General features: G+C 62.1%; 27 protein-coding genes. 7 read left to right on the top strand and 20 right to left on the bottom strand.

Translation table 11 applies throughout. The features are described from left to right. Positions 1 to 46: 46 nt before the first annotated feature. Positions 47 to 1,345, top strand: coding sequence for a nicotinate phosphoribosyltransferase (locus tag M2368_RS15865; RefSeq protein WP_105662594.1), 1,299 nt, complete (start codon positions 47 to 49; stop codon positions 1,343 to 1,345). Positions 1,346 to 1,449: 104 nt separating this feature from the next. Continuing rightward, positions 1,450 to 2,043 (top strand): isochorismatase family protein, encoded by a 594-nt coding sequence (locus M2368_RS15860; protein WP_105658426.1) that lies wholly within the window; start codon positions 1,450 to 1,452, stop codon positions 2,041 to 2,043. A gap of 78 nt (positions 2,044 to 2,121) precedes the next feature. On the opposite strand, the gene M2368_RS15855 is transcribed toward M2368_RS15860, so the two are convergent. The 6 genes from M2368_RS15855 to M2368_RS15830 form a co-directional block, all read right to left on the bottom strand. Further along, positions 2,122 to 3,888, bottom strand: a complete 1,767-nt coding sequence (locus M2368_RS15855; RefSeq protein ID WP_105658425.1) for a DEAD/DEAH box helicase — start codon at positions 3,886 to 3,888, stop codon at positions 2,122 to 2,124. Positions 3,889 to 3,943: 55 nt separating this feature from the next. Continuing rightward, on the bottom strand, positions 3,944 to 4,195 hold the full coding sequence (locus M2368_RS15850; RefSeq protein ID WP_105658424.1) for a DUF3039 domain-containing protein: 252 nt from the start codon (positions 4,193 to 4,195) through the stop codon (positions 3,944 to 3,946). A 301-nt stretch (positions 4,196 to 4,496) separates the two neighbouring features. Next, the gene (locus M2368_RS15845) at positions 4,497 to 6,062 is read right to left on the bottom strand and encodes a transporter (RefSeq protein WP_105658423.1); all 1,566 of its coding nucleotides are present in this window, start codon (positions 6,060 to 6,062) and stop codon (positions 4,497 to 4,499) included. Beyond that, positions 6,044 to 6,802: an ABC transporter ATP-binding protein gene (locus M2368_RS15840; RefSeq protein WP_105658422.1), complete on the bottom strand. Its 759-nt coding sequence runs from the start codon at positions 6,800 to 6,802 to the stop codon at positions 6,044 to 6,046. Before M2368_RS15840 ends, M2368_RS15845 begins: the two co-directional genes overlap by 19 nt. A 139-nt stretch (positions 6,803 to 6,941) precedes the next feature. Next, a complete protein-coding gene (locus M2368_RS15835; protein ID WP_105662593.1) occupies positions 6,942 to 7,853 on the bottom strand; it encodes a co-chaperone YbbN in 912 nt (303 codons plus the stop codon). 5 nt (positions 7,854 to 7,858) lie between these two features. Further along, entirely contained in the window at positions 7,859 to 9,553 is a 1,695-nt protein-coding gene (locus M2368_RS15830) for a hypothetical protein (RefSeq protein WP_402697280.1), read from the bottom strand. A gap of 161 nt (positions 9,554 to 9,714) precedes the next feature. On the opposite strand from M2368_RS15830, the gene M2368_RS15825 reads away from it, so the two are divergent. Then, the gene (locus M2368_RS15825; protein ID WP_105662591.1) at positions 9,715 to 11,082 is read left to right on the top strand and encodes an AI-2E family transporter; all 1,368 of its coding nucleotides are present in this window, start codon (positions 9,715 to 9,717) and stop codon (positions 11,080 to 11,082) included. A 24-nt stretch (positions 11,083 to 11,106) separates the two neighbouring features. Here M2368_RS15825 and M2368_RS15820 read toward each other — a convergent pair whose 3' ends face one another. Next, entirely contained in the window at positions 11,107 to 11,478 is a 372-nt protein-coding gene (locus tag M2368_RS15820) for an Rv1322 family protein (protein ID WP_402697277.1), read from the bottom strand. A gap of 59 nt (positions 11,479 to 11,537) precedes the next feature. Between M2368_RS15820 and nucS the strand changes: the two genes are divergently transcribed. From nucS to nagA, 3 genes are all read left to right on the top strand, one after another. Further along, positions 11,538 to 12,233 carry an endonuclease NucS gene (nucS, locus tag M2368_RS15815; protein WP_105662590.1) on the top strand — a complete coding sequence of 232 codons (696 nt, stop codon included), beginning with the start codon at positions 11,538 to 11,540 and terminating at the stop codon, positions 12,231 to 12,233. Between the two features lie 176 nt (positions 12,234 to 12,409). Then, a complete protein-coding gene (locus M2368_RS15810; RefSeq protein WP_146112977.1) occupies positions 12,410 to 13,156 on the top strand; it encodes a DUF4126 domain-containing protein in 747 nt (248 codons plus the stop codon). A 129-nt stretch (positions 13,157 to 13,285) separates the two neighbouring features. Further along, positions 13,286 to 14,494, top strand: coding sequence for an N-acetylglucosamine-6-phosphate deacetylase (gene nagA / locus M2368_RS15805; protein WP_402697275.1), 1,209 nt, complete (start codon positions 13,286 to 13,288; stop codon positions 14,492 to 14,494). Between the two features lie 23 nt (positions 14,495 to 14,517). On the opposite strand, the gene M2368_RS15800 is transcribed toward nagA, so the two are convergent. Next, complete coding sequence (locus M2368_RS15800; RefSeq protein WP_483561362.1) at positions 14,518 to 15,504, bottom strand: NAD-dependent epimerase/dehydratase family protein; 987 nt, start codon at positions 15,502 to 15,504, stop codon at positions 14,518 to 14,520. On the opposite strand from M2368_RS15800, the gene M2368_RS15795 reads away from it, so the two are divergent. Next, positions 15,503 to 15,640, top strand: coding sequence for a hypothetical protein (locus M2368_RS15795; protein WP_181148912.1), 138 nt, complete (start codon positions 15,503 to 15,505; stop codon positions 15,638 to 15,640). The two genes, M2368_RS15800 and M2368_RS15795, sit on opposite strands and share 2 nt — an antisense overlap. A gap of 131 nt (positions 15,641 to 15,771) precedes the next feature. Here M2368_RS15795 and M2368_RS15790 read toward each other — a convergent pair whose 3' ends face one another. The 12 genes from M2368_RS15790 to M2368_RS15735 form a co-directional block, all read right to left on the bottom strand. Next, on the bottom strand, positions 15,772 to 16,200 hold the full coding sequence (locus tag M2368_RS15790) for a DUF2550 domain-containing protein (protein WP_105658413.1): 429 nt from the start codon (positions 16,198 to 16,200) through the stop codon (positions 15,772 to 15,774). An 8-nt stretch (positions 16,201 to 16,208) separates the two neighbouring features. Continuing rightward, positions 16,209 to 16,478, bottom strand: a complete 270-nt coding sequence (locus tag M2368_RS15785) for a F0F1 ATP synthase subunit epsilon (RefSeq protein ID WP_038990466.1) — start codon at positions 16,476 to 16,478, stop codon at positions 16,209 to 16,211. Positions 16,479 to 16,480: 2 nt separating this feature from the next. Further along, entirely contained in the window at positions 16,481 to 17,926 is a 1,446-nt protein-coding gene (atpD, locus tag M2368_RS15780) for a F0F1 ATP synthase subunit beta (protein WP_133834459.1), read from the bottom strand. A gap of 35 nt (positions 17,927 to 17,961) precedes the next feature. Further along, positions 17,962 to 18,855, bottom strand: coding sequence for a F0F1 ATP synthase subunit gamma (locus M2368_RS15775; protein WP_133834460.1), 894 nt, complete (start codon positions 18,853 to 18,855; stop codon positions 17,962 to 17,964). Positions 18,856 to 18,931: 76 nt separating this feature from the next. Next, positions 18,932 to 20,569: a F0F1 ATP synthase subunit alpha gene (atpA, locus tag M2368_RS15770; protein WP_133834461.1), complete on the bottom strand. Its 1,638-nt coding sequence runs from the start codon at positions 20,567 to 20,569 to the stop codon at positions 18,932 to 18,934. A gap of 125 nt (positions 20,570 to 20,694) precedes the next feature. After that, a complete protein-coding gene (locus M2368_RS15765; RefSeq protein ID WP_133834462.1) occupies positions 20,695 to 21,507 on the bottom strand; it encodes a F0F1 ATP synthase subunit delta in 813 nt (270 codons plus the stop codon). After that, positions 21,507 to 22,061 (bottom strand): F0F1 ATP synthase subunit B, encoded by a 555-nt coding sequence (locus M2368_RS15760; protein WP_013348622.1) that lies wholly within the window; start codon positions 22,059 to 22,061, stop codon positions 21,507 to 21,509. Before M2368_RS15760 ends, M2368_RS15765 begins: the two co-directional genes overlap by 1 nt. Before the next feature lie 80 nt (positions 22,062 to 22,141). After that, positions 22,142 to 22,354: an ATP synthase subunit C-like protein gene (locus M2368_RS15755; RefSeq protein WP_013348621.1), complete on the bottom strand. Its 213-nt coding sequence runs from the start codon at positions 22,352 to 22,354 to the stop codon at positions 22,142 to 22,144. Between the two features lie 107 nt (positions 22,355 to 22,461). Next, positions 22,462 to 23,253 (bottom strand): F0F1 ATP synthase subunit A, encoded by a 792-nt coding sequence (gene atpB / locus M2368_RS15750; protein WP_105658410.1) that lies wholly within the window; start codon positions 23,251 to 23,253, stop codon positions 22,462 to 22,464. A gap of 285 nt (positions 23,254 to 23,538) precedes the next feature. Then, positions 23,539 to 23,919 (bottom strand): hypothetical protein, encoded by a 381-nt coding sequence (locus tag M2368_RS15745; RefSeq protein WP_133834463.1) that lies wholly within the window; start codon positions 23,917 to 23,919, stop codon positions 23,539 to 23,541. Between the two features lie 223 nt (positions 23,920 to 24,142). Then, entirely contained in the window at positions 24,143 to 25,264 is a 1,122-nt protein-coding gene (locus M2368_RS15740; RefSeq protein WP_498724696.1) for an MraY family glycosyltransferase, read from the bottom strand. Beyond that, complete coding sequence (locus tag M2368_RS15735; RefSeq protein ID WP_105658407.1) at positions 25,261 to 25,944, bottom strand: L-threonylcarbamoyladenylate synthase; 684 nt, start codon at positions 25,942 to 25,944, stop codon at positions 25,261 to 25,263. Before M2368_RS15735 ends, M2368_RS15740 begins: the two co-directional genes overlap by 4 nt. Positions 25,945 to 25,950: the final 6 nt, after the last annotated feature.

The following is a 25,950-nucleotide window of genomic DNA, read 5'->3' as shown; positions in this document are numbered from 1 at the left end:
CCAAGCAGCACCGTATAAGGCCTTTTCCGATCATCAGGAGCGTCACATGCGCACCAGTCTCTTCACCGACCACTATGAGCTGACCATGCTCCAAGCAGCGCTGGGATCCGGTGCAGCTCACCGCCCGTCTGTCTTCGAGGCATTCGCTCGCCGCTTGCCCGAGGGCCGGCGCTATGGCGTGGTCGCAGGTACTGGTCGCGTGCTCGAAGGGTTGGCAAACTTCCGCTTCGATGACGAACAGCTGCGTTTCCTCAGCGACAACAAGGTAGTCAACGCGGAAACCATCAAGTACCTGGAGAACTTCCGCTTCACCGGCAGCATCTCCGGCTACGCCGAGGGCGAGTTGTACTTCCCGAATTCGCCGCTGCTGACCGTGGAGTCGACTTTCGCTGAAGCCTGCGTTATCGAGACTTTCCTGCTCTCGGTCATGAACCATGATTCGGCCATCGCTTCGGCGGCATCGCGAATGATCGCCTCGGCCGGCGAACGCCCATGTATCGAGATGGGCTCGCGCCGCACCCATGAGGAATCAGCAGTGGCTGCCGCGCGGGCCGCCATGATTGCCGGATTCACTTCAACGTCCAATTTGGAAGCCGGTGCCCGCTATGGCTTGAAGACCGTTGGCACTTCGGCCCACTCGTTCACCCTGCTTCACGACACCGAGCGCGCCGCCTTCGAAGCGCAGGTTGCCTCGCTGGGCAAGGACACCATCTTGCTGGTGGATACCTACGACGTGGAGAAGGGCGTACGCACCGCGGTTGAAGTTGCGGGTCCGGAACTAGGCGGAGTCCGGCTGGACTCGGGCGACCTGGTGCAGCAGGCAGGCTGGGTTCGCGAGCTGCTTGATGACCTGGGCAACTGGAACACCAAGATCACCGTGACCTCGGACCTCGACGAGTACGCGATCGCCGCCCTGGCCAGCGCCCCGGTTGACGCCTATGGCGTCGGCACGGCATTGGTCACCGGCTCCGGCCATCCGACCGCGTCGATGGTTTACAAGCTGGTTGCCCGCCAAGACGATTCGGGGCAATGGATTCCGGTCGCCAAGGCCGCGGCGAACAAGGCCAGCGTGGGCGGGCGCAAGTACGCGGTGCGCCAGCTCAATGAACGCAACCGCGCTGTCGCTGAAATCGTCTCCACTTCCGAGTACACCACCGGCGGCCCCGAGCGGGATCTGGTGGTCCCGTTGGTGCGCCATGGCGAGATCGATCAGGCGTACGTGGGTGCAGCTGGCGTCAAGCTCGCCACCGAGCGCCACTTCGCATCGGTCCAGGAACTGCCAGGCGTGGCACGCAAGATGCAGCGTGGCGAACCGGTCATCCCGACCGTCATGATCCAGGACTAGTCGAACACACGAAAATCCCAGCTGCGGGACGTAGGATCCAGATTCAAGGATCCTGCGGTCCGCAGTTTTCCAATCTCTACACTTCCCCCAGCCAGGAGGCAGCGATGAGCAGAGCCCTGTTGATCATTGATGTCCAACCCGACTTCTGCGAAGGCGGAGCCCTGGCCGTGACCGGCGGCAACGCCGTCGCAACGGCCATTGCCGCGGATATTGCCGAACGCCGCGATGCCTACTCGGCAATCGTCACCACCCAGGATTGGCATATCGAGCCCGGGAATCATTTCTCGGAAACCCCCGACTTCATTGATTCCTGGCCGGTGCACTGTGTCGCCGGAACATCTGGCGCCGCCCTGCATCCGCAGCTCGCCGAGGTGCCCCTGGATGCGCACTTCGCCAAGGGGCGCTTCACCGCAGCCTATTCGGGTTTCGAAGCCAGAGTGCTGGATCCATCGGCTGACCAGGCTGATGAAAGCGGAGAACTGCTAGGTCCATGGCTCAAGGCCAGAGGCATTGACTCTGTAGATGTCGTAGGGCTCGCCGCGGATCATTGCGTAAAGGCGACCGCCTTCGATGCAGCTGAAGCAGGATTCACCACGACCATCATTTCTCCGCTGACCGCAGCAGTCTCGCCGGAGAATCTGCCGGCGATACGCGAGGAACTGAGGGCAGCCGGGGTAACGGTGATTTCGCTGGGTTGATGATCCCCCGGAAAGCAGAAACGGCTTTGCTCCTGACCGAATTTTCCGGTCAGGGGCAAAGCCGTTCTCTCGTGGAACCTATTTTCGCCCGACGAACCAGTCCTGCAGCTTGTCAATGCGCGCCTGCAGCTGGTCAGCAGTAGCCTGCGGCACGGCAGGCCCGCCGCAGACGCTGCGCAGCTTGTTGTGGATCTGCCCGTGCGGGGTGCCGGTGCGGGCGGCCCATGCCGAGACGTTCTTCGACAGCTTGGTGCGCAGCTCCATCATGCGGCGGTGATCCGAGACCGGCTCGGGCTTGGTGCCGCCCTTGGAAATCTGCTTGTTCTGCTGCTTGCGCAGCAGCTCGGAAACCTGTTCGGTATCCAGCAGGCCCGGGATCCCCAGGAAGCCGAGTTCTTCTTCACTGCCGATGTCGGCGCCGGTACCGAATTCGCCGCCGTCGAAGAGCACGCGGTCAAAGGAGGCCTGCGAGTTCAGCGCCTCGAACTTGTTGCGCGTCAGCTCGTCGCTGGCCTTGTCTTCCTTGTTCGCCGCTTCCAGCAGCGAATCGTCCAGCCCGTCTTCGTCCTTGGAACCTTCACGGTCCAAGGCGTGGTCGCGTTCGACTTCCATCTCGTTGGCCAAGGCCATCAGGATCGGCACCGAGGGCAGGAAGACCGAAGCCACCTCGCCGCGCTTGCGGCTACGCACGAAGCGGCCGACCGCCTGGGCGAAGAACAACGGAGTGGAGGTGGACGTCGCATAAACGCCCACGCAGAGACGCGGAACGTCCACGCCTTCGGACACCATGCGCACCGCAACCATCCAGCGCGCGTCGGATTCGGAGAAATCGTCGATCTTCTGCGATGCCTTGGGGTCATCGGAAAGAATGGTGGTGACCTTCTCGCCACAGATCGCTTCGAGCTGGGCCGCGTAGCCGCGCGCGTCCTCGTGGTCCGTGGCGATGATCAGGCCGCCGGCGTCCTTCACGGTGCGGCGGACTTCCGAGAGCCGCCGGTCAGCGGCCTGCAGCACCGACGGGATCCAGTCGCCGTGCGGATCCAGCGCGGTACGCCAGGCATGGGCGGTGACATCCTTGGTGAAGCCTTCGCCGAGGTTTGCTTCCATCTCCTCGCCGCCGGAGGTACGCCAGCGCATATTGCCCGAATAGGCCATGAACAGCACCGGACGGACCACGTGGTCGGCCAGGGCGCTGCCGTAGCCGTAGGTGTAGTCCGCCTTGGAACGGCGAATGCCATCGCCCTCGTCCACATACTGCACGAAAGGAATCGGGGCCGCATCGGAACGGAATGGGGTACCGGTCAGGGCAAGCCGCCGGGTAGCCGGTTCGAATGCTTCACGAATGCCATCGCCCCAGGACAGGGCATCGCCGGCGTGGTGGACCTCATCCATGATCACCAGGGTGCGGGCATCTTCAGTTTTCGCGCGGTGCACCGCGGGCTTCAGCGAGACCTGGGCATAGGTCACCACCACGCCCATGTAGTGCGAGCCGTGCCGGCCGTCGGAGTTCTTGTAGTTCGGGTCCAGTGAGATGCCCACACGCGCCGCCGCATCCGCCCACTGCTTTTTCAGGTGGTCGGTGGGCGCGACAACGATCATGCGGTTGATCTTGCCCGAGTCGATCAGCACTTTGGCCAGGCGCAGCGCGAAGGTGGTCTTACCTGCGCCAGGGGTCGCCACCGCCATGAAGTCCTTGGGCTCCGTATCGAAGTACAGAGCCAAGGCCTCGGCCTGCCAGGCACGCAGCTTCGGCCCAGTTCCCCAAGCCGCACGTTCCGGATACGCTACCGGCAGCTTGTCTTCTAGTGGAAGCTTGTCGCCAAAATCAAAGAGTGTCTCGGTCATTTACCTTTTCCCGGCCGCGTGCATTGTGTGAAGTAGTGCTAGTTCATTCGCAGCACTACCCCATCATGGAGTCGTAGACTTCCTTGCACTCGGGGCATACCGGGAACTTCTGCGGATCTCGGCCTGGCGTCCAGACCTTGCCGCACAGAGCGATCACTGGGTCGCCGGTCATTGCCGACTCCATGATCTTTTCCTTCTGCACGTAGTGAGCAAAACGCTCATGATCTCCGGCCTCGACACTCTGGGTTGTCTCGGTACGTTCAATCGTGGCAGTGCCACCGCGGGTTTCTTCAGACTGTTCCACCATGCCTCCAAGTCTAATACGGATTGCCACTGCTGTCCGCGTGGCAAGCATGGGAGCTTGTCCACATTGACTTTGCCGCGCTGCACTAGGCCGCCCCATCGATTTCTTCCTCGCTGCAAGTCAACAACCATTTTTCAATGTTCTTGCGATGCGTTGCGGTGCCGTTGGAAGTCGATATTGCGCCAATTGGGCGCGACCCGATCAATATCCTGTGAACCTCCTTGCACCCAAGGCAGGCAAACGGCCGCCTAGCGGAAAACAGCGTCCCGCTAGACGGCCGGAGGCAGCAATTCGGCTGCTGCGCCTACTTATTGAGGATGACCGACTGCATCAGCTCAGGAGTGCGCTTTTCGTACCATTTGCCACCGAGGGCAATGCCGCCGAGCATCAGCCCGATACCCACGGCCAGGCCCGCGCCCAAGGTGATGAAGCCGAAGGACTGCGACTGCTTCACCCAGCCGATGATGTAGGGAATGAGAACCGGGATCAGCAGGAGGCCCATGGCAAGCATGATTCCCAGCTGGGTCAGCGCAATGCGCATGCCATTGCCCGGAGGGGTCTTCATCGGGTTATCACCCGGCAGCGGCACCGAATAGGTGTAGCGGGCCGAGGACACCGACGCGACGCCCAACGCGATGAGCAGCCCCGCCAGTGACAGGCCCAGGTCTCCCGGGATGCGCCACAGCGCACCGGAGATGAGGCCCGGCAAAATGGCCGCCGCCAGGACCGGAACGATGGCAATCAGGAAACAGGACAGCACTCGCCCTGCCCGATCAGCACGTCCGGAAATACCGGTCAGCGCGTGCAGCGCAAAGGCGGTGTTGTCATAGGAAATGTCGGCCGAGATGGAGAAGCCCATCAAGATGCCGATCAACGGGCCCAGCAGGAACATCATCACGTAGCTGCCGGTCTGGTTGCCGGTGAACCAGAAGAGCAACGGCAGCATCGGCACAATGAGCACGCCAATGGCATAGCGCGGATCCTTGAACCAGTAGGTCAGTGCGCGGGCAGCCACTGCGCCCGTTGGCGTGGCCGGCATCAACTTGAAGAAGCCCAGCCCCTTGGCCGTGGCAGCGCGCTGCTCTGGCGGCGGGGTCACCGTGGCTTTGGCGGTAGCTCGAGCCAGCAGCAGGTAGAGTCCGCCAAGATAGAGCAAGCCCAGCGCCAGATGGATCGCCATCTGGCCGTAGTGCGCCGAGGCAAAAGCCCCGGGAATCGCGGCAAAGGCACCCAACGGGGTGTAGCCCAAGACCGAGGCAATCGGCTGGATCCAGTCGCTCATGCTCTGCGCGGCAGCCAATGCCGAGGTCACGATCGGCCCCAAGGCGATGAGCACCACGAACAGCAGCACGAAGGTCAATTCACGGAATCGGCGCTTGGCCCGCAGTGCGGTCGCCATGATCACCAGATACTGGCAAAGAAGAATCGCCATCACCGCGGTCGCCACCGCTGCCAGCAGGGCCAGCATGAGCGCGCCCGCATCGAAGCGCCACATCAGCGAGGCGCCGAGCAGGCCCGCAATGGTCAGCACCGCGGGAATCGAGATGAAGCCAGCCAGCACCAGCGCTGGCCCCAAGGTCTTTTCCGGAATCCCGAAGTGGACAAAGCGTGAAGGTTCCAGGGTGAGGTCAACACCGGTCAGCAGCGGCGGGATGATGGCCCAGCCCAGCACCACGGCCGAGCCGATCAGGGTGAAGATTTCGCTCTGGAAAGGAATATCGCCGGCGGTAAACCACATGGCCAAGGTCAGCATGGTGATCATGCCCAGTGCGTACAGGCCACCGATAATGACGCCGATGAGCTGGCCGACGGAGCGCTTGAAGCCGTTGGCGAGCAAGCGCAGTTTCAGGCTTAGGACGTGCGCAACCATGACAGCCCCTCATTATTGGCGCGGCCGCCCACCAGATCGACGAAGCGATCTTCCAGGCTCATGCCGCCGCGGACTTCATCCACGGTGCCCTGCGCCTTGAGCATGCCATCGGAAATGACCGCGACATGCGTGCACATGCGCTGGACGAGGTCCATCACATGCGAGGAAACGATGACGGTGCCGCCGAATTCAACGTAGTTATTCAGGATGTCGCGGATATTCGCCGCAGATACCGGGTCCACCGCCTCGAACGGCTCGTCCAGAACCAGCAGCTTTGGCGAGTGGATCATCGCGGTAGCCAAGGAAATCTTCTTGGTCATGCCGGCCGAGTAGTCCACCACCAGCTTGTCGCCGTCATCGAGCAAATCCATCACGCGCAGCAGGTCTTCGGTACGCTGGGCAACTTCTGCGCGTTCCATGCCGCGCAGCAATCCCGAGTAGGTCACCAGCTGGCGGCCGGTCAGCCGGTCAAACTGGCGCACGCCATCAGCCAGGACTCCCAACGTGGCCTTGGCCGCTTGCGGATCAGCCCAGATATCCACGCCGTTGACCAGCGCTTGGCCTGAATCCGGGCGCAGCAATCCAGTGGCCATGGAAAGCATGGTGGTCTTGCCGGCACCATTGGGTCCGACAAGACCGTAGAAGGAACCCGCAGGAACTTGCAGGCTGACGTTGTTCACGGCAATCTTGGCGCCGAATTGCTTGGCAAGACCCCGAATGTCCAGTGCGATCTGATTCATAGCTTAAGGCTAGCAATGCCCCTAGTCAGAACGCATCATCCTTTGGAGTTAAACCCAGGTCTAAGACAACCGCCGCGACCCAGGGAAAAACCCTGGGCCACGGCGGTTGAACTGCTTGGTCCAGTCCCTGGACGTCAGCCTAGAAGAGTACGCGTGCCAGTTTCTGCCGCGAGGCAGCCACGCGTGGATCGCTGTTGCCGATTACCGCATAGAGCTCAATCAGGCGACGGCGGACCCGCTCGCGGTCTTCATCAGCCAGGCGGGAGATCAGCGAAACCAGTCGGGCGAAGGCATCTTCGACATGCCCGCCCACCACGTCCAGATCTGCTACATCCAGCTGGGCTGCGATGTCTTCAGGGTTCTGCGCGGCTTGCTCGCGGGACTTGTTCAGATCCAGGTTGTGCGTACGCGAGAGCAGTCGAACCTGGTACACGCCGATCTGCGCGTCCTTGTCGTTCGGCTTCTCGTTCAACGCTTCCAGGTAGGCGGCCTCGGCGGCGGCGTAGTCCCCGGCATCGATGGCGTCCACGGCCTTCTGGTGCAGCGGCGGCAGCTCTGGTTCAGGTTCGCCGGCCTGCCCGGAGAATGCCGGGGCGGTACCGCTCATGCCCTGCTGGACTGCGAGCTGTTCAAGCTGTGCGAAAACCTGGACAATCTGCTGTTCCTCGGCAGGACCCTGGAACAGCGGCACCGGCTGGCCCTTGATCAGCGCCACCACCATCGGGATCTGCTGGGCCTGGAAGGCCTGGGCGATCTGCGGGTAGGTTTCCGCATCCACCAGGCCGAGGATGAATTTGCCGCCCTTGGCATCCACCAGCTTGCGCAGCGTCGCATCCAGGTCTGCCGAGACCTGCACGCGAGGCGAGCCGAGGGAAACGATGGCAGGTACCTGCTGGGACATGCCGACGAACTGCTGGAACGCAGCCTCATCCAGATTGGTGGTCCAGCTTGCCGGACCAGCCGGCATGCTGCCGGTAGCTTCCGGGCCTTGGCTGGCCAGGGCGGAGAGATCTACCGCACCGCGGGTTGAGGGAATGTTCTGATCAGTCATGGGGGTTAGTCAACTTCCTTCACATCGAGCAGGATCTGGCTTGCAGAGATCAGCTGGATCTTGTCCTTGGAACCGTCGGCTGGCAGGTAGAACATCACCGGTTCGGCGTAGGTGCTTTCCACGTCGCCGTTCGAGGAGCTGGATCCCAGCAGCTGTTCGGTCAGCTTGTCGGTGCTCTTGAGCGGGTCAGCGTCTTCGGTGCGCACGAAGAGCGCCTTGTTGTTCAGCTTGCCGGTAACAATCGCTCCGCCATCCGGGGTGGAAACCACCTTGGTGTCGCCCTTGGTGACCGTGCGGTTGTACTTGACGTCCGCCTCGTTGGCTTCCTTGGACTCATCCTTCTGGGCTGCGTGCACCGCCTTGATGAAGTCCGATTCGGCAAACTTGTCCTTGTCCTTGGCATTGCCATCGGTCAGCACTTTGCCCAGTGCTTCCAGGGCCTTCTCCGGGGTCATCTGCAGGCCCTCGGCGTTGGCAGCAAGCTGCTTGGTCGACGGGTCGCCAACGGCGATGCCCGGGAAGGTGGAGTTCGGCAGCATCTGGCCGGCGAAGACCACCTTGAAGTTATCGCGGGCGTTGGCCTGCACCAGGGTCAGCGCCTGCGGCAGGGTGTCGGCATCATTGTTCTTCGCGGTCACCACGGAGATTACGCGGGGGAACTTGGCTTCATTCGCATTCGGCACAGCGGCCGAGCGGATGACCTGGGTATTGAGCGCCAGCGGCTTGTCTACCTCGAACTTCTCCTTGAGCATGTCGTAGCGCTTATCGCGCAGGTACTTGAACGCACCGGCGGTGCGTGGTTCCAGGGCCTTGGCGTCGCTCTTCTCATCGGCCTTGGCTACCTGCTTCTGGGCATCAGCCAGAACGCGCTTGAGCTGCTCTTCGGTGATGACCGGGAAGCTGGATACTTCTCCAACCGAGGAAGAGGCGGACTCGGAGCCCTTGGCATCATCGGACGCCTTGGCGTCCTGCGACTTCTGCTCGGATTCCGAAGGCTTGGCGCTGGACTCGTCGCTTGGCGCCATGGGCAGAGAAACACCGGAGATCGCCAGGGCCACCACGGCCACGGCGGCGACCGAGTGCTGGGTGTTCGCCCCGCTCTTCGGCTTGCCCGGGCGCATGACCAGCAGGGCCAGTCCGAAGACCAGCAGCAGCGAGCCGGCAATGATCAGCGGCAGGGCAAATGGCATGGCGTCGTCGTTCGCGTAGGTTACCGAGATATCCACCGGAGCGGCATCCTTTCCGCCTGCGGCCAGCAGCAAGGACCAGTCGCCGGAATCCGGAGCGGTCCAGCGGTAGGTCATGGTCTGATCCGCGGTCTGCGAGTCGAAGAAGATGTCATCACCGGCGGGATTAGGCGCATCGGCCTTGCCCTTGGCGTGCTCGGCGATCATCTTGTGGTTTTCGGTGTCGATGCCGGTGACCGATACATGCGATGCATCGCCGATCCACGCCTCGACGTCATAGTCGCGGCCCAAGGAAGCAGTGAATTCACCCTTCGACTTGATCACCAGTTCCACCGGGTCCAGCTTGGGGTCGTTGACCGAGGATTCAATCAAGGTCAGCGGTGCCTCATCAGCTAGTTGCGGCATGCTCGCGGTCACCGTTTCGGGCGGGGCCCAAAAGGTCTTCTGTCCGATGCCGACTACCAGGGCCGCGGCCCCCAGCAGCATCGCGATCACGGAGATTACTTTTCGCACAAGTTCACCTATTCGCCTACGTCTCACAGCTGTTCTTTGACAAGTCTAACGAGTTGCGGCCGATCATGGTTCCGATCCTCGCCTGTGAACTGGCTCAACAACGCAACAGCACGGTGTCTTGAACCACTTAACAGTGGCCGATGCGCGATATGCTCTGACCCATGGAGCCTGATCAGCCGCACCCGCATCGCGATAAGCACGTACCCGAGCAGCGTTCCGACGCTTCGGATCGCTCTTCCGGGCCGGCAACCTCCGGCCCGGAATCCACAGCGCATTCCCAGCCTCATGAGGGCAATTCCCAACCGGAATCACCTGCGGCCGCCAGCGCGCAGGCCCGTTATCCGGGCGCTGCGCCGACGGGCGCTAATCCGTCCCGCGAGGGCTGGTCCAAGAAGATCGCCGAACGCGTGGGCAAGATGCTCAACACCCCGCAGCGCAGTGCGGCCCTGGGCGAGGAACCGGAGCATCCGCTGGATGGCTCGCCGGAACCGATTCCGGCGCTGCACCCTATTTCCATGGGCTTCTTGGGCACCATTGGCGTGGGCATCGCCCTGGGCGGCTACTACCTGCTGACCAACGTCGGTTCGCTGATGACCTGGATTGCCATTGCGCTGTTCATCGCCTTGGGCCTTGATCCGATTGTGCGCTTCATGATGCGCAAGGGAATGACCCGTCCGCTGGCCGTGGCCGCGACCATGGTCAGCTTGCTGGCGATCTTCGGCGGCTTCATGGCCTTGATCATCCCTACCCTGGTCAACCAGATCACCGCCTTCATCACGCGGGCGCCTGAAATCGTGGATGATTTCCTCAATAGCGATTGGGTCCGGGAAATCGACCGGCAATACGCGATTTCCCAGCGCATCACTACCGAGGTCGACCGTTTCTTTGGCGATTCGGGCGCGGTGACCAATGTGTTCGGCGGCGTCCTGGGCGTATCGCAGACCGTCGCCCAGTCCATGTTCGGCGTGCTGATCGTGCTGGTGCTGGCCATCTACTTCCTGGCTTCCCTGCCAGGGATGATGGGCTTCTCGCTGCGCCTGGCCCCGCGCTCCAAACGCGACCGCGTGGCCGAATTGACCGTGCGCATTACCCGCTCCGTGGGCAATTACGTGATGGGCCAAGCCACCGTGGCCATACTGAACTGCCTGGTGGCGCTGGTGCTGATGAGCATTCTGGGTGTTCCATTCACCGCGCTGCTCACCTTGCTGGTGGCGATGCTGGCCTTCATCCCATTGGTCGGCGGGGTGATCGCCGGCGTGCTGGTTACCTTGGTGACATTGTCACTGGGCTGGCAGACCGCCCTGATCTACGCGGTGTGCTACTTCGGCTACCTGCAAGTCGAGGCGTATTTCGTTTCGCCGCGCATCATGCGCCGTGCGGTGGCAGTGCCCGGCGCGGTCGCGGTGATCTCGGTGATTGCCGGCGGCACCTTGGCCGGGGTCACCGGTGCGCTCATGGCCATCCCGGTGGCAGCCAGCGCCATGATCCTGCTGCGCGAAGTCTTCATCGCCCGGCAGGACCGCCGCTAGCACCTGCCCCTCCAGGCAGCTGGCCTAGTAGCGGTAGGAACGGGTTTCCCAGCAGTGCGGATGCCAGTGGCGGCGCGCGTTGGCCGCGGCGTCATCGCCCGACCAGTGGTCCGCGCGCCAGGCAACAACATGGGCAACTCCAACTCCGATGGAACGGTGGCACCCCGGGCAGGAATAGGGCTTGTTGGCGTTCATCGGCGCAATCTTGCGCACATGCCATTGGCCGTCGGGGGCATCCTGGCGCAGCACCACGCCGAAGCGGGCACGCTGCATCCACTCTTCCTGGCCCGAACCGTAGCCCTGCTCTTCATCCCCGGAACCGTAGCCGGAGCCGGATTTCCGGCCTTGGGCGGGTCGGGAATTCTTGGAGCGGCGCGGGCGGTTGGAACGTGGCATGTCTTTAATCATGCCGTATCTCCCGGCACAAGTCGCAACCAGCTAGTAAAGTGTGTGGGGTGCGTTTAGTGGTAGCGAAGTGTTCAGTTGATTACGAGGGCCGTCTTCGAGCCCACCTTCCGTTGGCGACCCGCTTGATCATGGTCAAGGCCGACGGCTCGGTACTCATCCACTCGGACGGCGGCAGCTACAAGCCGCTGAATTGGATGAATCCGCCGTTGATCCTGCGTGAGGCAGATCCCGATGAGGACGCCGCTGCGTTGGGTGCCACCGCTACCTGGACCGTGTCCAGTGCGAAGACCGATGACAAGCTGACCATCCACTTCCATAGCTTCGAGCACGACTCGGCCCACATCCTGGGCACCGATCCGGGGCTGATCAAGGATGGCGTCGAAGCCGACCTGCAGCGCCTGCTGGCCGAGCAGATCGAGTTGCTCGGCGCTGGCCACCAGTTGGTCCGCCGTGAATACATGACCGCCATCGGTCCGGTGGATATCCTGGCCCGTGATGCCAAGGGCGCCACGGTTGCCGTAGAGCTCAAGCGCCGTGGCGATATCGACGGAGTGGAACAGCTGACCCGCTATCTGGAGCTTCTGAACCGCGATCCGCTGCTCAAGCCGGTTACCGGCATCTTCGCCGCCCAGCAGATCAAGCCGCAGGCCCGCACCTTGGCCGAAGACCGCGGCATCCGCTGCCTCACCTTGGATTACGACGCAATGCGCGGAGTCGACGACTCGGCAGGACGCCTCTTCTAGGGTTGCGGGTCCTCCCCGGGCTGCCTGGCCCTGGCGCATCCGCCTCCGGCCGGATGCTGCTGCCTGGCAGCCTTAGCTTGGCCCTGCAGAAAACTGCATCCCGACTGCTAGTCTGATCTCCTCTACCAAAAGCGCTCGGTGCCGCACGGCCCGGGCCGCCAGGCTCGGGAGGTCCATTGGATCCGCTGACAGCTTCGCTCATGGCCATTGGCAGCGGTTCCGCTGCGGGCCTGCGGCCGTATTTCACGGTATTGGCCCTGGGCATCGCGGGACTCGTGATCCCCGATACCGCACCTGACATGATCGCTTCTGCGGCACGGCAGATTCCTGAAAGCATCACCAATCCGTGGGTCCTGGCGATCTGTGCCGTACTTGCCATCGGCGAGGCCGGCCTGGATAAGATCCCTTTCCTCAATCTGTCCATGGAAACCATCTCGGTGTGGCTGCGACCTGTTTTCGGCGCCCTGGTTGGCATCGGCCTTGGCGCCAATTCGGGAGTCGAGGTTGCCGTCCTCACCGGACTGCTCGGTGCGGGCTCCGCGCTGTCGGTGAGCCTGGGCAAATCGTCGATGACCGCGGCGACCAATGCCGTGCCCGAACCCATCACCCAATGGGTGCGCAGCCTGGCAGAAGATCTTGGCGCGCTGGTTCTCGTCTTCGCAGCTGTGCTGGTTCCGGTACTGGCCGCCGTGCTCGGACTCGTTGCCATTGCCATCGGCTTCTTCCTCTACCGCATGTTCCGCCGGGTCTACCGGTCAATGAAGAACCGGGTCGGCAGCATCAGGCAGAACCGGGCCGCCGCGCACTCCGCGCGCGAAGCGCAGCTGGCCTCCGGCACGAAGACCAGTACGCTGCAGGCGCTGCAGGCCCTGGCCACCGGCAACGCGCCGGCTTCCGAAGATCCTGCGGGCAAGGGCAGCTAGCTCCTTGCCGTGGCCAGGCGCCCGGCGCGCTGGGGCTGCTGCGTTCCCGGTTCGCTAAATGCCAAGTCCGCTGAGAAAATAATCCGTCGAGTCGGTGACTGGACGCGTTCTCTCTTCTAAGCTGGGAACATGACTACGACGCGCTACGCCCTTCATGCCACCCTGATTTCCGATGGCCTCAAGGTCACCGATGGCGTGCTCGCCGTGGAAGGCGACCGCATCCGCTTTGCCGGCAACCGCGATGACTTCAACGCCCTGGCCGATGCTGCCGACTACCCGGTACGCGAGGTAGCCCCCGGCTCCATCATCATCCCGGGCCTGATCGACCTGCATTGCCATGGCGCCCTCGGCGCGGACTTCTCGGCACCGGATCATTCGAGCGTCACCGAAGCGGTGGAGTACCTGCACCGCTCGGGCACCACTACCCTGCTCGCGTCGCTGGTCACCGCAGAGCCCTCGTCCATGATCGAGGCCGCCGAGCTGCTCGCCGAGCTGGCGGAGGCCGGCCAGATTGCCGGCATCCATGCCGAAGGCCCGTTCCTCTCCGTAGACCGCTGCGGCGCCCAGGACCCGCGCTTCCTGCAGGATCCGGATCCGGAATTCGTCAGCGAGCTGGTGGCTGCCAGCCGCGGCCAGCTGCGCACCATGACCTACGCTCCGGAATTGGCCGGCAGCGAGGAACTCGTTGAGCAGCTGGTCTCCCACGGCGTGGTCCCGTCGCTGGGGCACACCGATGCCAGCGCCCAGATCACCGCGGATTCCCTGCGCTTTGCCCGCGAACAGCTGCGCAGCGCCGGGGTGGACGGCTTCACCGAACGCCCTACGGTCACCCACCTGTTCAACGGCATGCCTTCGCTGCACCACCGCGAACCCGGTCCGGTGGCCGCCTGCCTGGAAGAGGCGGTGAACCGCAATGCGTTCGTGGAGCTGATCGCCGACGGGGTGCACCTGTCCCCCGATACCGTGCGCCTGGTCTTCCGCTTGGTCGGTGCGGAGAACATCTTGCTGGTCAGCGATTCCATGGCGGCCACCGGCTTGGCCGATGGGCAGTACACCCTCGGCCCGCAGGATGTGAATGTGGCCCTGGGCCAGGCACGGCTGGCCAGCGACAATTCCCTGGCCGGCGGCACCTGCACGCTGCTGGAAATCGTGCAGCGCGCCGTGCAGGCCGGGGTCTCACTGGTCCAGGCGGTCAACTCGGCTACGTCCATCCCCGCCTCGCTGATCGGCCTGGCCGACGAAGTCGGTTCCCTGCACTACGGCTTCGCCGCCGATGCACTGATCCTGGATGCCAATCTGCAGCTGGTCCAGACGATCCGCAACGGGGAATACCTCTAGCCCACTGAAAATCCCGGACTGCGCTAGCCCTGCCGGATCCGCCCGAGCTGGCCGAGCAGCTCAAGCTCCTCGGCCCGGCCGAGGCCAGCACGCCGGGACCGGTCCAGTCCGCGAGCCCGTTCATCGGCCAGCACGTCGCCAAGCAAGTCCTCCAGGTCCCGCTCCGGGCCACCGGCCAAGGCGTACCGCTGGTTGCTGCGCTGGGCGAAGCCGTGGTCCTCCAGCGCAAGCCACAGCGGCAGCGAACGCGCCCCGGCCCAGTAATTGACCTGGCGTTCGCGCAGCCATGCGTCCTGGGCGGTGACCAGTTCCCCGCTGAATCCCGCAATCCGTGCGGCCGTACTGAGGAACTGGGCGAAGCCATGTGATGTTCCGGCCACGTTGAAGGTTCCGGTCAGCGAACGCGCGGTGGCGTCGATAATCCACGCGGCGGCATCGCGCACGTCGATGACCTGCACATGGCGGCCCGCGGTTGGCGGGATGAGGACCTGGCCGGCACCGGCCAAGGCCAAGCGCGAAACCCAGTAGGAAAAGCGGTCGCTGGGATCGCCAGGTCCGGCAATCAGCCCCGGACGGGCAATGAGCAGCCGGTCGGCAACCATCGCCGTGCTGGCCCGTTCGGCAAGGACCTTTGCATGCCCGTAGTCGCCGGGATCGGACGGTTCATGCAGTTGCGCGTCTTCGCCGGCACCGGGCAGCTGCGCGCTGGCATACACCGAGATGGAAGAAACCAGGGTCCAGTGCCGCGCATTCGCGGCCAGGGCCGCCAGCGCTTCGTGCACCCATTGCAGCTCATAGGACAGCTCGATGACCGAGTCGAATCCGATGCCCTGCACGGCATCATAGGCCCCGGGCTGGCTCCGGTCGGCACGCACCAGCTGCGCGCCCTGGGCAACCTCGCCGGAATTGCCGCGCGCCAGGCAGGTGACTTCGTGGCCACTGCGGATCAGCTGCCGCGCCAGCTCGCGGCCGAGCCACGCGGTGCCGCCAAGGATCAAGGTTCGTTTCATGGGAACAGTCAACTACGTCCTGCGCCACGCGCCCAGGCATTTCGCACTCAGCGCAGTTCCTGCCGGCCGTTTCCGGATCGGTGGCTGCGGTGCCCGGGATCCGGAGGTGCTCCCCCAAGCCGCCACGCGCAGCTGAGCAGTGCGCCGAGCACGCAGGCGATCCGCAGCGGCCTCCCCAGCCTGCCAACGCTGCCTGCCAGCATTGACTGGCCAGGGAACGCGAAAACCGCCGCTGCATCTGCAACGGCGGTTTTGCTTTATCAAGTTCTAGATCTGCCAGCTCCCGGCGATCGGCCCGGCTTCGAGCCAGGCCGAGAAGCCGGTGTAGTCGCGGTAGTCCATGGCCAGCAGCAGCTCATCACCGCTGCGCACCAGCATCACGATGATGAATCCTGGCGGGATCCGCGAGGTTTCCTCATCGGTGGGCTGGCGTGTCCCGGTGATATCCAGGCCACGGCGCTCGATCACGAAGCTCGGGACCGGGGAGACAGAGAAAAACCGCAACAGGTCCACATGCGCTCCGCCGTAGCGGCCGATGACCATCATCCATTTGCCCGAAGGCGCCAGGATGGATGCATCGAAGGTGCCCAGCGTGCGCCGCAATTGGATGCGGCGCACGGCCATGGCCCCGAAGAACATGGCGATGCCGATCAGGATCAGCAACGCGATCAGAACTGGTGCGGTTATCTCAAACAATTCATCGCCTACGCTGCGGTACCAAGCACAGCGTTGTCAGCAACGATCACTACGCGATCCGAATCAACAGAGAAGAAGCCTCCGTCGATCTGGACCGAGAAGCGGGACTCGGAAACCGGTTCGATTTCCAGGTCCCCAGCGGCAAGCACGGACAGCATCGGAACGTGACCGGGCAGAACACCGATCTCGCCGTCCACCGAACGAGCCTTGACCAGCTTCGCAGCGCCCGACCACACGAAGTGGTCAGCCGCGACGATTTCGACCTGAAGCTCAGCCATAATTAGCTGGCCTTCTGGATTTCGGCCCACTGGCGCTCGACGTCGTCAAGACCGCCGATGTTGAAGAACGCCTGCTCTGCAATGTGGTCCAATTCGCCATCGCAAATGGCCTTGAAGCCTTCGATGGTGTCCTTGATCGATACGGTCGAGCCCTCGACACCGGTGAACTGCTTTGCGGTGTAGGTGTTCTGCGAGAGGAACTGCTGGATACGGCGTGCACGGGCAACGACGATCTTGTCCTCTTCGCCCAGCTCGTCGATACCGAGGATCGCGATGATGTCCTGCAGTTCCTTGTTCTTCTGCAGAATGGCCTTCACGCGGATGGCTACATCGTAGTGATCCTGGCCAATGTACTGCGGATCCAGGATTCGCGAGGTCGAGGTCAGCGGGTCGATCGCCGGATACAGGCCGCGCGACGCGATTTCACGCGACAGCTCGGTGGTTGCATCCAAGTGGGCGAAGGTTGCTGCTGGAGCCGGGTCGGTGTAGTCATCGGCCGGGACGTAGACAGCCTGCATCGAGGTGATCGAGCGGCCCTTCGTCGAGGTGATGCGTTCCTGCAGCAGACCCATTTCATCGGCCAAGTTCGGCTGGTAGCCCACGGCGGAAGGCATGCGGCCCAGCAGGGTCGACACCTCGGAACCGGCCTGGGTGAAGCGGAAGATGTTGTCGATGAACAGCAGCACATCCTGGTTCTGGACATCGCGGAAGTATTCCGCCATGGTCAGAGCCGACAGTGCCACGCGCAAACGGGTTCCAGGTGGCTCATCCATCTGGCCGAACACCAGTGCGGTGTCCTTCAGGACGTTTGCCTCGTCCATTTCGACCCAGAGGTCGTTGCCTTCACGGGTGCGCTCGCCAACACCGGCGAATACCGAGGTACCACCGAAGTTACGTGCAACACGGGTGATCATTTCCTGGATCAGCACGGTCTTGCCAACGCCGGCGCCGCCGAATAGGCCGATCTTGCCGCCCTTGATGTACGGGGTCAGGAGGTCGATCGACTTGATGCCGGTTTCCAGCATTTCGGTCGAGCCCTCGAGCTCCGAGAACTTCGGAGGCTGGCGGTGGATTGGCCAACGCTCGGTGACCTGGATCTCCGAGTTGTCAACGTCCAGGGCGTCGCCCAGAACGTTGAAGATGTGGCCCTTGACGCCGTCGCCTACTGGGACGGAGATAGCAGCGCCGGTATCGGTCACCGAAGCACCGCGGACCAGGCCGTCGGTGGCCTGCAGCGATACTGCGCGGACCAGGCCCTCACCGAGGTGCTGGCTGGTCTCGAAGGTGATCTTCTTGGTTTCGCCGTTGAGGGTCAGCTCAGCGGTCAGTGCGTTGTAGATAGCAGGCAGTGCGTCGGCTGGGAACTCGACGTCCACGACCGGGCCAGTCACGCGCGCGATGCGACCGATGGCCCCTGCGGTAACCTGCTCGTTGAGTTGGGCAGTCATCTTTCTCACTTCTTGTCTGGTCGGAGTATCGGTAATTAGCTGTTCAGCGCGTCGGCGCCGGCGATAATTTCCGAAAGCTCCTGGGTGATTTCAGCCTGACGGGCATTGTTGAGCAATCGGGTGTACTTCTTGATCAGTTCACCAGCGTTGTCGCCTGCGGCCTTCATGGCGCGCTGGCGGGCAGCGAGCTCGGAAGCAGCGGACTGCAACTGGCAGTTGAACAGTCGAGAATCGATGTAGCGCGGAAGCAGTGCGTCAAGCACTTCTTCCGGCGATGGCTCAAACTCGTACAGTGGCAACAGCTCGTCGGTTGGAGTCTCGGATTCATCCTCGACAACCTCCAACGGCAACAGACGGATGACCGTCGGTTCCTGCGTGACCATCGACTTGAACTGGGTGTAGACGACGTGGATCTCGTCCACGCCACCCTGCTCGAAATCGGTGTCGAAGTCCTCCAGGAGGACATCGCGCAGCTCGCGTGCGGTTTCGAAACGCGGGGAATCAGTTTCCCCGGTCCACACTCGTGCGTACTCGCGTGAACGGAAATCAAAGTAAGCCTGGGCCTTGCGGCCGACCAAGTAGGTCTTGACTTCCTTGCCTTCTTCACGCAGGAGTTCCACGAGGTGCTCTGCCTGCTTCAGAACGCTGGCGGAGTAGGACCCGGCAAGTCCTCGGTCCGAAGTCATCACCAAGACCGCGGCGCGGCGTACCTGCGCCGGCTCGGTGGTCAGTGGATGCTCGACATCGGCCTGGGACGCGACGGCGGTTACTGCACGGGTAATCGCATTGGCATACGGCAGCGAGGCCGAGACACGCGTACGTGCCTTACCAATGCGGGATGCAGCGATCAGTTCCATCGCCTTGAAGATCTTGCGCATCGACTTGGTCGATCCGATCTTCTGGCGGTAGACCCGAATCTGGGCTCCCATGTGTGTCCTTTCCTTATCCCCTACCTCGGGAGGGCGGCGCCGTTACCGGCGCCGCTCCCCCTTGGCAAGGAAATTGTCAGCGCTTCTGCTTGACGATCTTTTCCTGGTCAACGGACTCGGAATCGAGAGCGTCGTGCTCTTCGTGCCCGGCAGCGACAAGCTTGTCGTCGCCTTCGCCGAAGAAGCCGGCCTTGAAGTCCGCAACAGCGGTCTTCATGGCTTCCAGAGTCTCGTTCTCCAGCTTGCCGGTCTGGCCAATCACGGTCAGTACATCGGTGCGGTGGCGCAGGTAGTCGATGAACTCGCCCTCGAAGCGGCGTACATCCTCAACCGGGACATCGTCCAGGTAGCCGTTGGTGCCGGCCCAGATCGAAACGACCTGGTCCTCAACCGGGTACGGGGTGTACTGACCCTGCTTGAGCAGTTCCATCAGGCGCGCACCACGGGTCAGCTGCTGCTTGGAAGCAGCATCCAGGTCCGAGGCGAACATTGCGAATGCCTGCATGTCGCGGTACTGGGCCAATTCCAGCTTCAAGGTACCGGAGACCTTCTTCATGGCCTTGACCTGTGCCGAACCGCCAACGCGGGATACCGAAATACCCACGTCGACAGCTGGACGCTGGTTGGCGTTGAAGAGATCCGACTGCAAGAAGATCTGGCCGTCGGTGATCGAGATGACGTTGGTCGGGATGAACGCGCCCACGTCGTTGGCCTTGGTTTCGATGATTGGCAAGCCAGTCATCGAACCTGCACCCAGCTCGTCCGACAGCTTGGCGCAACGCTCAAGCAGGCGGGAGTGCAGGTAGAAGACGTCGCCTGGGTAGGCTTCGCGTCCTGGCGGACGGCGCAGTAGCAGGGACACGGCACGGTAGGCTTCAGCCTGCTTCGACAGATCATCGAAGACGATCAGAACGTGCTTGCCGCCGTACATCCAGTGCTGGCCGATGGCCGAGCCTGCGTATGGAGCCAAGTACTTGAAGCCGGCTGGGTCGGATGCCGGGGACGCCACGATGGTGGTGTACTCCAGTGCGCCCTGCTCTTCGAGGGTCTGGCGAACGGCAGCGATGGTCGATGCCTTCTGGCCAATTGCCACGTAGACGCAGCGGACCTGCTTGGTCTGATCGCCGGATTCCCAGTTAGCACGCTGGTTCAGGATGGTGTCAACCGCGATAGCGGTCTTGCCGGTCTGGCGGTCGCCAATGATCAGCTGACGCTGGCCACGGCCGATCGGGATCATGGCGTCGATAGCCTTCAGACCGGTCTGCATTGGCTCGTGCACGCTCTTGCGCTGGGTCACGCCTGGTGCCTGCAGCTCCAGGGCGCGACGGCCCTCGGCTGCGATTGGGCCCAAGTTGTCCAGTGGCTCGCCCAACGGGTCGACCACGCGGCCCAGGTAGCCGTCGCCGACTGGAACCGAAAGGATCTCGCCGGTGCGCTCTACCTTCTGGCCAGCTTCGATGCCGGTGAAGTCACCAAGCACAACGACACCGATTTCGCGGGTATCGAGGTTCTGGGCCAGGCCCAGGGTGCCATCTTCGAACTTCAGCAACTCGTTGGCCATGACGGAAGGAAGGCCTTCCACTCTGGCGATGCCGTCGCTCGCGGCGACGACGCGTCCCACCTCGGTGCGCTCTGCCTTACCCGGTTCGTAGGAAGATGCGAACTCGTTTAGGGCATCGCGGACGTCGTTGGCATTGATGGTCAAATCGGCCATCTGCAGTCCCTGCTCTCCTAAATTGTGATCCGGTCCATTGGACCGAATCGAATGTGAATGAAGTCTGTTGTGGTCCTGGCAGCCAGGAACACCAGGCGAAGGATCACTCCCTAGCCCAATGAGTCCTAGCTGGCCAAGGCGCGGCGCAACTCGGCCACGCGTGATGCCACGGAAGCGTCGACAACTTCGTCGCCAACCTTGACTACCAGTCCACCGACCAGCGATGGGTCGGTAGTGGCGTTGAGCTTGAGCTGACGACCGTATAGCTTGTTCAGGCTGGTCTCCAGGCGCGAAAGCTGGGCTTCGGAAAGTTCTACAGAGCTGGTTACCGAGGCAATCCAGCGCTGCTGGCGCTTGGCCACGAGCTCTACGAAACGTCCAACCAAGGCTGCTGGCTTCAAACCGCGGGGGTTCGAAACTGCCTGGGAGATCAAAACCTGCGAGGTCTGCGACGCGTTAGGCACGAGCTTCAGCGCGAGAGTGCGCTTAGCCTCGACTGGGGCCTGTGCATCATCCAACGCACGCTGCAGTTCGTGATTGCCACGCACTGCCTCGATGAAGGAGAACAGATCCTGCTCCAGCTTGTTCAGCCCCGAAGCGCCGTCCTGCTGCTCTGCCACTGCGGTGACCGCAGTGACAGCCAGCGATTCGAGCGCATCGCTAATGTCGCGTTCCGAGCTCCAGCGGGTAGAAGCCAGCTGTGCGACGACGTCCTCGGCGTCAGCCGAGACCTTTCCGTGCAGCAGCTGAGCCAAAAGGCCTGCCTTGTCGGCATTTCCACGGGCTGGGTCAGTCATTGCGCGGCGGAGACCGGCATTTGCATCCAGTACTTCCAGGACCGCGAACAGTTCCTTAGGCAGCTCAATAGATGCCAGTGCCAGCTTGGGTTCCAGGAACGCCAAAGCCTTTGCCAGTGACTCGCTCGATACACTTGCCATTAGTTCGATGCACCTGCGTTCTGCTGAGCTTCCAAATCGGTCAGGAACTTGTCAACCACGCGCTGGGCACGGGCATCGTCCTGCAGAGCTTCGTCAACAACCTTGCTTGCAAGCTCGGTAGCCAATGCGCCCACGTCGGTGCGGAGCGAAGCCAGAGCGGATACGCGCTCAGCTTCGATCTGGCGGTGCGACTGCTCGGTGATACGAGCTGCCTCATCGGTTGCCTTGGTCTTCAGATCCGCAAGGATCTGAGCACCTTCGCTACGAGCTTCCTCACGGATGCGGTTTGCTTCGGTGCGTGCTTCCAGAAGCTGGGCCTTGTACTGTGCCAAGGTCTCCTCTGCTTCCTTCTGCGCTGCTTCAGCCTTCTCAAGGCCACCTTCGATCGCGGTGACGCGATCTTCATAGGACTGCTCGAACTTTGGAGCAATTACCTTGATGACGATGAACAGAAGGACCGCGAAACCAACACCCGTGACGAGAATTTCCCACGGGTTCGGCAACAGCGGGTTGACCGATTCGCTCGCAGCGAGGATGAAATCAGTGCTGTTCATTCTCACTATTCCTTATCTACTAGTTTCCGCTTGTGTGTACGCCTCGCGATAGTGGCGAGGCCACTACAGTTGCGAAAAGACTAGGCGCCGATGACGAAAGCGAAGACCAGGCCCAGGATGGCCAGTGCTTCAGCAAGTGCGAAGCCAAGCATGGCGATTGGCTGCAGGATGCGCTGAGCCTCAGGCTGACGTGCAACACCGTTGATGTAGGCAGCGAAGATCAAGCCAACGCCGATAGCCGAACCGATAGCAGCCAGGCCGTAGCCGATCATATTCAGGGAGCCGTGCAACATGTGATTATGTTCCTTTCAAGATACCGAGCTTTTGCCGGTAGGTTGTGAGGTATTCCTTGAGCGACTCAAGGAAGATCTTTATGGGTTGGAAGAAAAGAAGTGTTGGCCTAGTGGGCGTCGGCTTCGATTGCACCCTGGAGGTAGATCGCGGTCAGCAGGGCGAAAACAAACGCCTGCAGGACCATGATCAGCAGTTCCAGGAAGTACATGGCGACCGAGCCAACGATGACCAGGATGCCAAGGCCGTTCATGGCCAGGGAGTCCTGGACAACGATCAGGTGACGAGCGCCGGCAGCTGCCAGCATCACGATCATGTGACCGGCCAGCATCGTTGCCATCAAACGCAGCGAGTGCGTCAGCGGGCGAACGATGAAGTTAGAAATGATTTCCAACGGAATCATCAGTGGCATGATCCAGCCCGGAACACCGGACGGGACGACGGCCAACTTGAAGTAGCGGATACCGTGGTTCTTCAGGCCTACAGCAATCCAGGTGCCGTAGATGATGATAGCCATCGCGTATGCAGAACCAGCGTGTGAGAACGATGGAAGCTGCAGGAACGGAATCGCGCCGAAGAGGTTGTTCAGCAGTACGAAGAAGAAGGTCGCGAACAGCAGAGGAATCCAAGGACGGAAGTTCTTCTCGCCGATGATGTCGCGGCCAATTCCGTTACGTACAAACGCGTAACCGGACTCAGCGATGTACTGCATCTTGCCTGGAACCAGCTTCGGGTTCTTGATGGCCACGGTGAAGAACCAAGAGATAAGCACGATCGACAAAACGATCATGAGCATCTGCTTGCCGAAACCCGTGCCGTACTCAGCCATCCACGGGAAAAGATCCGGGAGGTGGGTATCGGAAACGGATGGCGGTACGAAGCCGCCTTCTTCTGAGGCCATTGGGAGCGCAAACGCGAACAACGCGCTGTCCTCTCTGCAGTAACGGTCACGGGCAAAAGGCGGTGACTGGCGGTAACTGCCTCTCACCGTGTGAAGAAAAGATCAAACGGGGATCCCATCATGGCCCATGCCAGAAGCATCAACCCTGATGAAGGTCCATCTGCGGGTTACCCCGCGGATGCATATTGCGTATTCCGCCCGCAGTTGAGCGGACGGCCAAAAATGACCCGAAGTAAGCTTATCAAACTCACAGCACCCCACCGACACAAAGTCGCGCGGAATACTCTATTCCTCGTTGTAGATAGCCAGGCGCGCCTTCATGAAAGCACGCACCTCGCCAACCTGCCAGGCAACAAGGGAGATAGCTGCTGCAAGAACGAATCCCTGGCGATTAACCCAATCGGGCAACCCCAGGTTCAACAACACGAAGGCGATGCCAAAAACCTTGATGACAAAGACACCCAAGAACGCGGGCATGGCCCACGAGTGGCGAATTCGCCCTGCAGCTTCGGCAATGAGAATGCCAATCGCGAAAAAGCCAATCACAATCCCGGCAGCCAGCGCGCCAGAAAGCGCGTAGCGAAGATCGGCAACCAACCATGAAATCAGGAAAAATATGGCGGTAGCGATCAGCGAATACACCAGTGACAAGCCAAGAATCGGCAACCAGATGGATTTCGGGGCTGACGAAGCACTGACGCGGGCAGAACCAGAATTCACGTCCGCAACCTTTCTTCGTCAACACCGAGGAACCATCGTGCACCCATCGATGCTGATGAAACTTGAAACTTCCACCTATTCCCTAAAGAGCAGATGAAAGAAGATCCAGATTGAATTCTACACGAGATAGAAACAGATTGCTTGTGCGTTACCCTGCTATTTGATCGGGCTAAGCTTTGCCCATGCGCTTGCGTAAGGCCTCGACCCGCTTGATCACCAGGGGACGCCACGTTGCAACCGCTGCCACTAGGAACAACAGCAAGGCCATCGGGACCACCAGAATGAACGGGATGAAGGCGATGGAAACGACTGAGACTGCAATCACGGCGGCCCACAGGTAGAGCAGAACTACCGATTGGCGCACCGAGTGGCCTTGGGCCAGCATCCGGTGGTGGATGTGCTTGGCATCCGGGGAAAAGGGTGAGCGTTTGTTGGCCAGCCGGCGGAAGACCGAGAGTACAAGGTCCAGTACTGGTAGGAAGACGATCACCATCGGCAGCAGCATCGGCATGTAGGCCGGGATGTTGCGGAAGCGCCGGGCCTCCAGGCCCTGCACATCACCGGTCACCGCCACCGCGGCCACCGAGAGGATCATGCCGATGGCGAGAACGCCGGTCTCCCCCATGAAGATATTCGCCGGGTTGAAATTGTGCGGCAAGAAGCCCAGGCAGGCACCGAGCAGCAAGGCGCAGAGCAAGGCCCCGATGTTCGCGTAGTCATCGGCGCTCACGTGCGTAGCCAGCACATAGGAGTACACGAAGAAGGTCGCCGCGCCAATGGCGGCCAGGCCCGCGGCCAGGCCATCCAATCCATCGGAGAAGTTGATCGCGTTCATGGTCAGCACGATCAGGAAAATGGTCACCGAAATCTGTATCCATTGCTCATCGATCTGCCACGAACCCACGGGCAGGGACTGGATGACGATTCCGTTGGTGGCGACCAGCCAGCCGATCAGGATCTGGCCGGCGAGCTTCAGCCACCACTTCAGGTCGAACATGTCATCGGCCAGGCCCATGAGCACGATGACGCCCAGGGCGTAGGCGATTCCGCGGATGGCGTCGTCATTGCCGAAGACCCCGCGGAAGAAGTGGAAGTTGCTGGCCAGCCATAGCCCTGCGGCGAAAGCGGCGATAATCGCCAGGCCGCCGAACTTCACGATCGGTTTTTCGTGCTGGTCGCGTTCGCGCACCAGCTGGTTGCCGGTGAAACGGTGGCCAAGGGTGCGGATGATCGGGGTGAGCAGGAACGAAACCGTAAAGCTGAATGCTATGAGCAGTACGTATGTTCTCATGCGCCGGTTTCCGGTGCGTCCTGTCCCAAATCGAGAATGCCAGGGACGACCACGCGCAATTCCTCAATGGAAATCGCGCCCGAGCGAACCACCTGCAGGTTCTGGCCGGTGCAATCGATGATGGTCGATGGCAGGACCTCTTCCCCGGCCTCGCCGCGCGGGCCGCCGTCGAGGTAGACATCCACCGACTCCCCGAGCTGCGCGAAAGCCTGCTCGACATCCAGCGCCGCCGCGTTGCCGGTGCGGTTGGCCGAGGACACGGCCAGCGGGCCGGTCTGGCCCAGGAGTTCCAGGGCGGTGTCGTCGTTGGGCACGCGCAGCGCCACGGTGCCGCGGGTCTCCCCCAGATCCCAGGTCAGCGAAGGCTGGGCCTGCAGGATCAGGGTCAGTCCGCCTGGCCAGAACGCTTCGGCCAGCTTGCGCGCGGCCTCGGGGATGTCCCTGGCCAATCCGTCCATGGTGGAACTCTGGGCGATCAGCACCGGCGGGGGCATGGTGCGGTTGCGGCCTTTGGCGGCCAGCAGCATCGCCACGCCCTGGGCGCTGAATGCATCGGCGCCGATCCCGTAGACGGTATCTGTAGGCAAGACGATGCAGCGCTTGTCCGCCAGCGCGGCCTTGGCTGCGGCGATGCCTTCAGCGTGTTCCTGCTCGTTGCTTACCGAAAATGTTGTGCTCACGGGATC

The organism is Arthrobacter sp. JUb119, assembly GCF_024807995.1.
Taxonomy (GTDB): Bacteria; Actinomycetota; Actinomycetes; order Actinomycetales; family Micrococcaceae; genus Glutamicibacter.
The sequence above is the reverse complement of the archived record's forward strand: the minus strand, read 5'-3'. Positions and strand labels throughout refer to the sequence as shown.

Bases quoted from the DNA above. Each gene is read 5' to 3' on its own strand.
- atpB (WP_105658410.1), bottom strand. From the start codon at position 23,253: ATGGCCTCAGAAGAAGGCGGCTTCGTACCGCCATCCGTTTCCGATACC.
- M2368_RS15795 (WP_181148912.1), top strand. From the start codon at position 15,503: ATGGGAACAGTCAACTACGTCCTGCGCCACGCGCCCAGGCATTTCGCA.
- nagA (WP_402697275.1), top strand. From the start codon at position 13,286: ATGACTACGACGCGCTACGCCCTTCATGCCACCCTGATTTCCGATGGC.
- M2368_RS15825 (WP_105662591.1), top strand. From the start codon at position 9,715: ATGGAGCCTGATCAGCCGCACCCGCATCGCGATAAGCACGTACCCGAG.
- M2368_RS15760 (WP_013348622.1), bottom strand. From the start codon at position 22,061: ATGAACAGCACTGATTTCATCCTCGCTGCGAGCGAATCGGTCAACCCG.
- M2368_RS15785 (WP_038990466.1), bottom strand. From the start codon at position 16,478: ATGGCTGAGCTTCAGGTCGAAATCGTCGCGGCTGACCACTTCGTGTGG.
- M2368_RS15755 (WP_013348621.1), bottom strand. From the start codon at position 22,354: ATGTTGCACGGCTCCCTGAATATGATCGGCTACGGCCTGGCTGCTATC.
- M2368_RS15840 (WP_105658422.1), bottom strand. From the start codon at position 6,802: ATGAATCAGATCGCACTGGACATTCGGGGTCTTGCCAAGCAATTCGGC.
- M2368_RS15855 (WP_105658425.1), bottom strand. From the start codon at position 3,888: ATGACCGAGACACTCTTTGATTTTGGCGACAAGCTTCCACTAGAAGAC.
- M2368_RS15820 (WP_402697277.1), bottom strand. From the start codon at position 11,478: ATGCCACGTTCCAACCGCCCGCGCCGCTCCAAGAATTCCCGACCCGCC.
- M2368_RS15850 (WP_105658424.1), bottom strand. From the start codon at position 4,195: ATGGTGGAACAGTCTGAAGAAACCCGCGGTGGCACTGCCACGATTGAA.
- M2368_RS15800 (WP_483561362.1), bottom strand. From the start codon at position 15,504: ATGAAACGAACCTTGATCCTTGGCGGCACCGCGTGGCTCGGCCGCGAG.
- M2368_RS15740 (WP_498724696.1), bottom strand. From the start codon at position 25,264: ATGAGAACATACGTACTGCTCATAGCATTCAGCTTTACGGTTTCGTTC.
- atpD (WP_133834459.1), bottom strand. From the start codon at position 17,926: ATGACTGCCCAACTCAACGAGCAGGTTACCGCAGGGGCCATCGGTCGC.
- M2368_RS15860 (WP_105658426.1), top strand. From the start codon at position 1,450: ATGAGCAGAGCCCTGTTGATCATTGATGTCCAACCCGACTTCTGCGAA.
- M2368_RS15835 (WP_105662593.1), bottom strand. From the start codon at position 7,853: ATGACTGATCAGAACATTCCCTCAACCCGCGGTGCGGTAGATCTCTCC.
- atpA (WP_133834461.1), bottom strand. From the start codon at position 20,569: ATGGCCGATTTGACCATCAATGCCAACGACGTCCGCGATGCCCTAAAC.
- M2368_RS15765 (WP_133834462.1), bottom strand. From the start codon at position 21,507: ATGGCAAGTGTATCGAGCGAGTCACTGGCAAAGGCTTTGGCGTTCCTG.
- M2368_RS15775 (WP_133834460.1), bottom strand. From the start codon at position 18,855: ATGGGAGCCCAGATTCGGGTCTACCGCCAGAAGATCGGATCGACCAAG.
- M2368_RS15865 (WP_105662594.1), top strand. From the start codon at position 47: ATGCGCACCAGTCTCTTCACCGACCACTATGAGCTGACCATGCTCCAA.
- M2368_RS15845 (WP_105658423.1), bottom strand. From the start codon at position 6,062: ATGGTTGCGCACGTCCTAAGCCTGAAACTGCGCTTGCTCGCCAACGGC.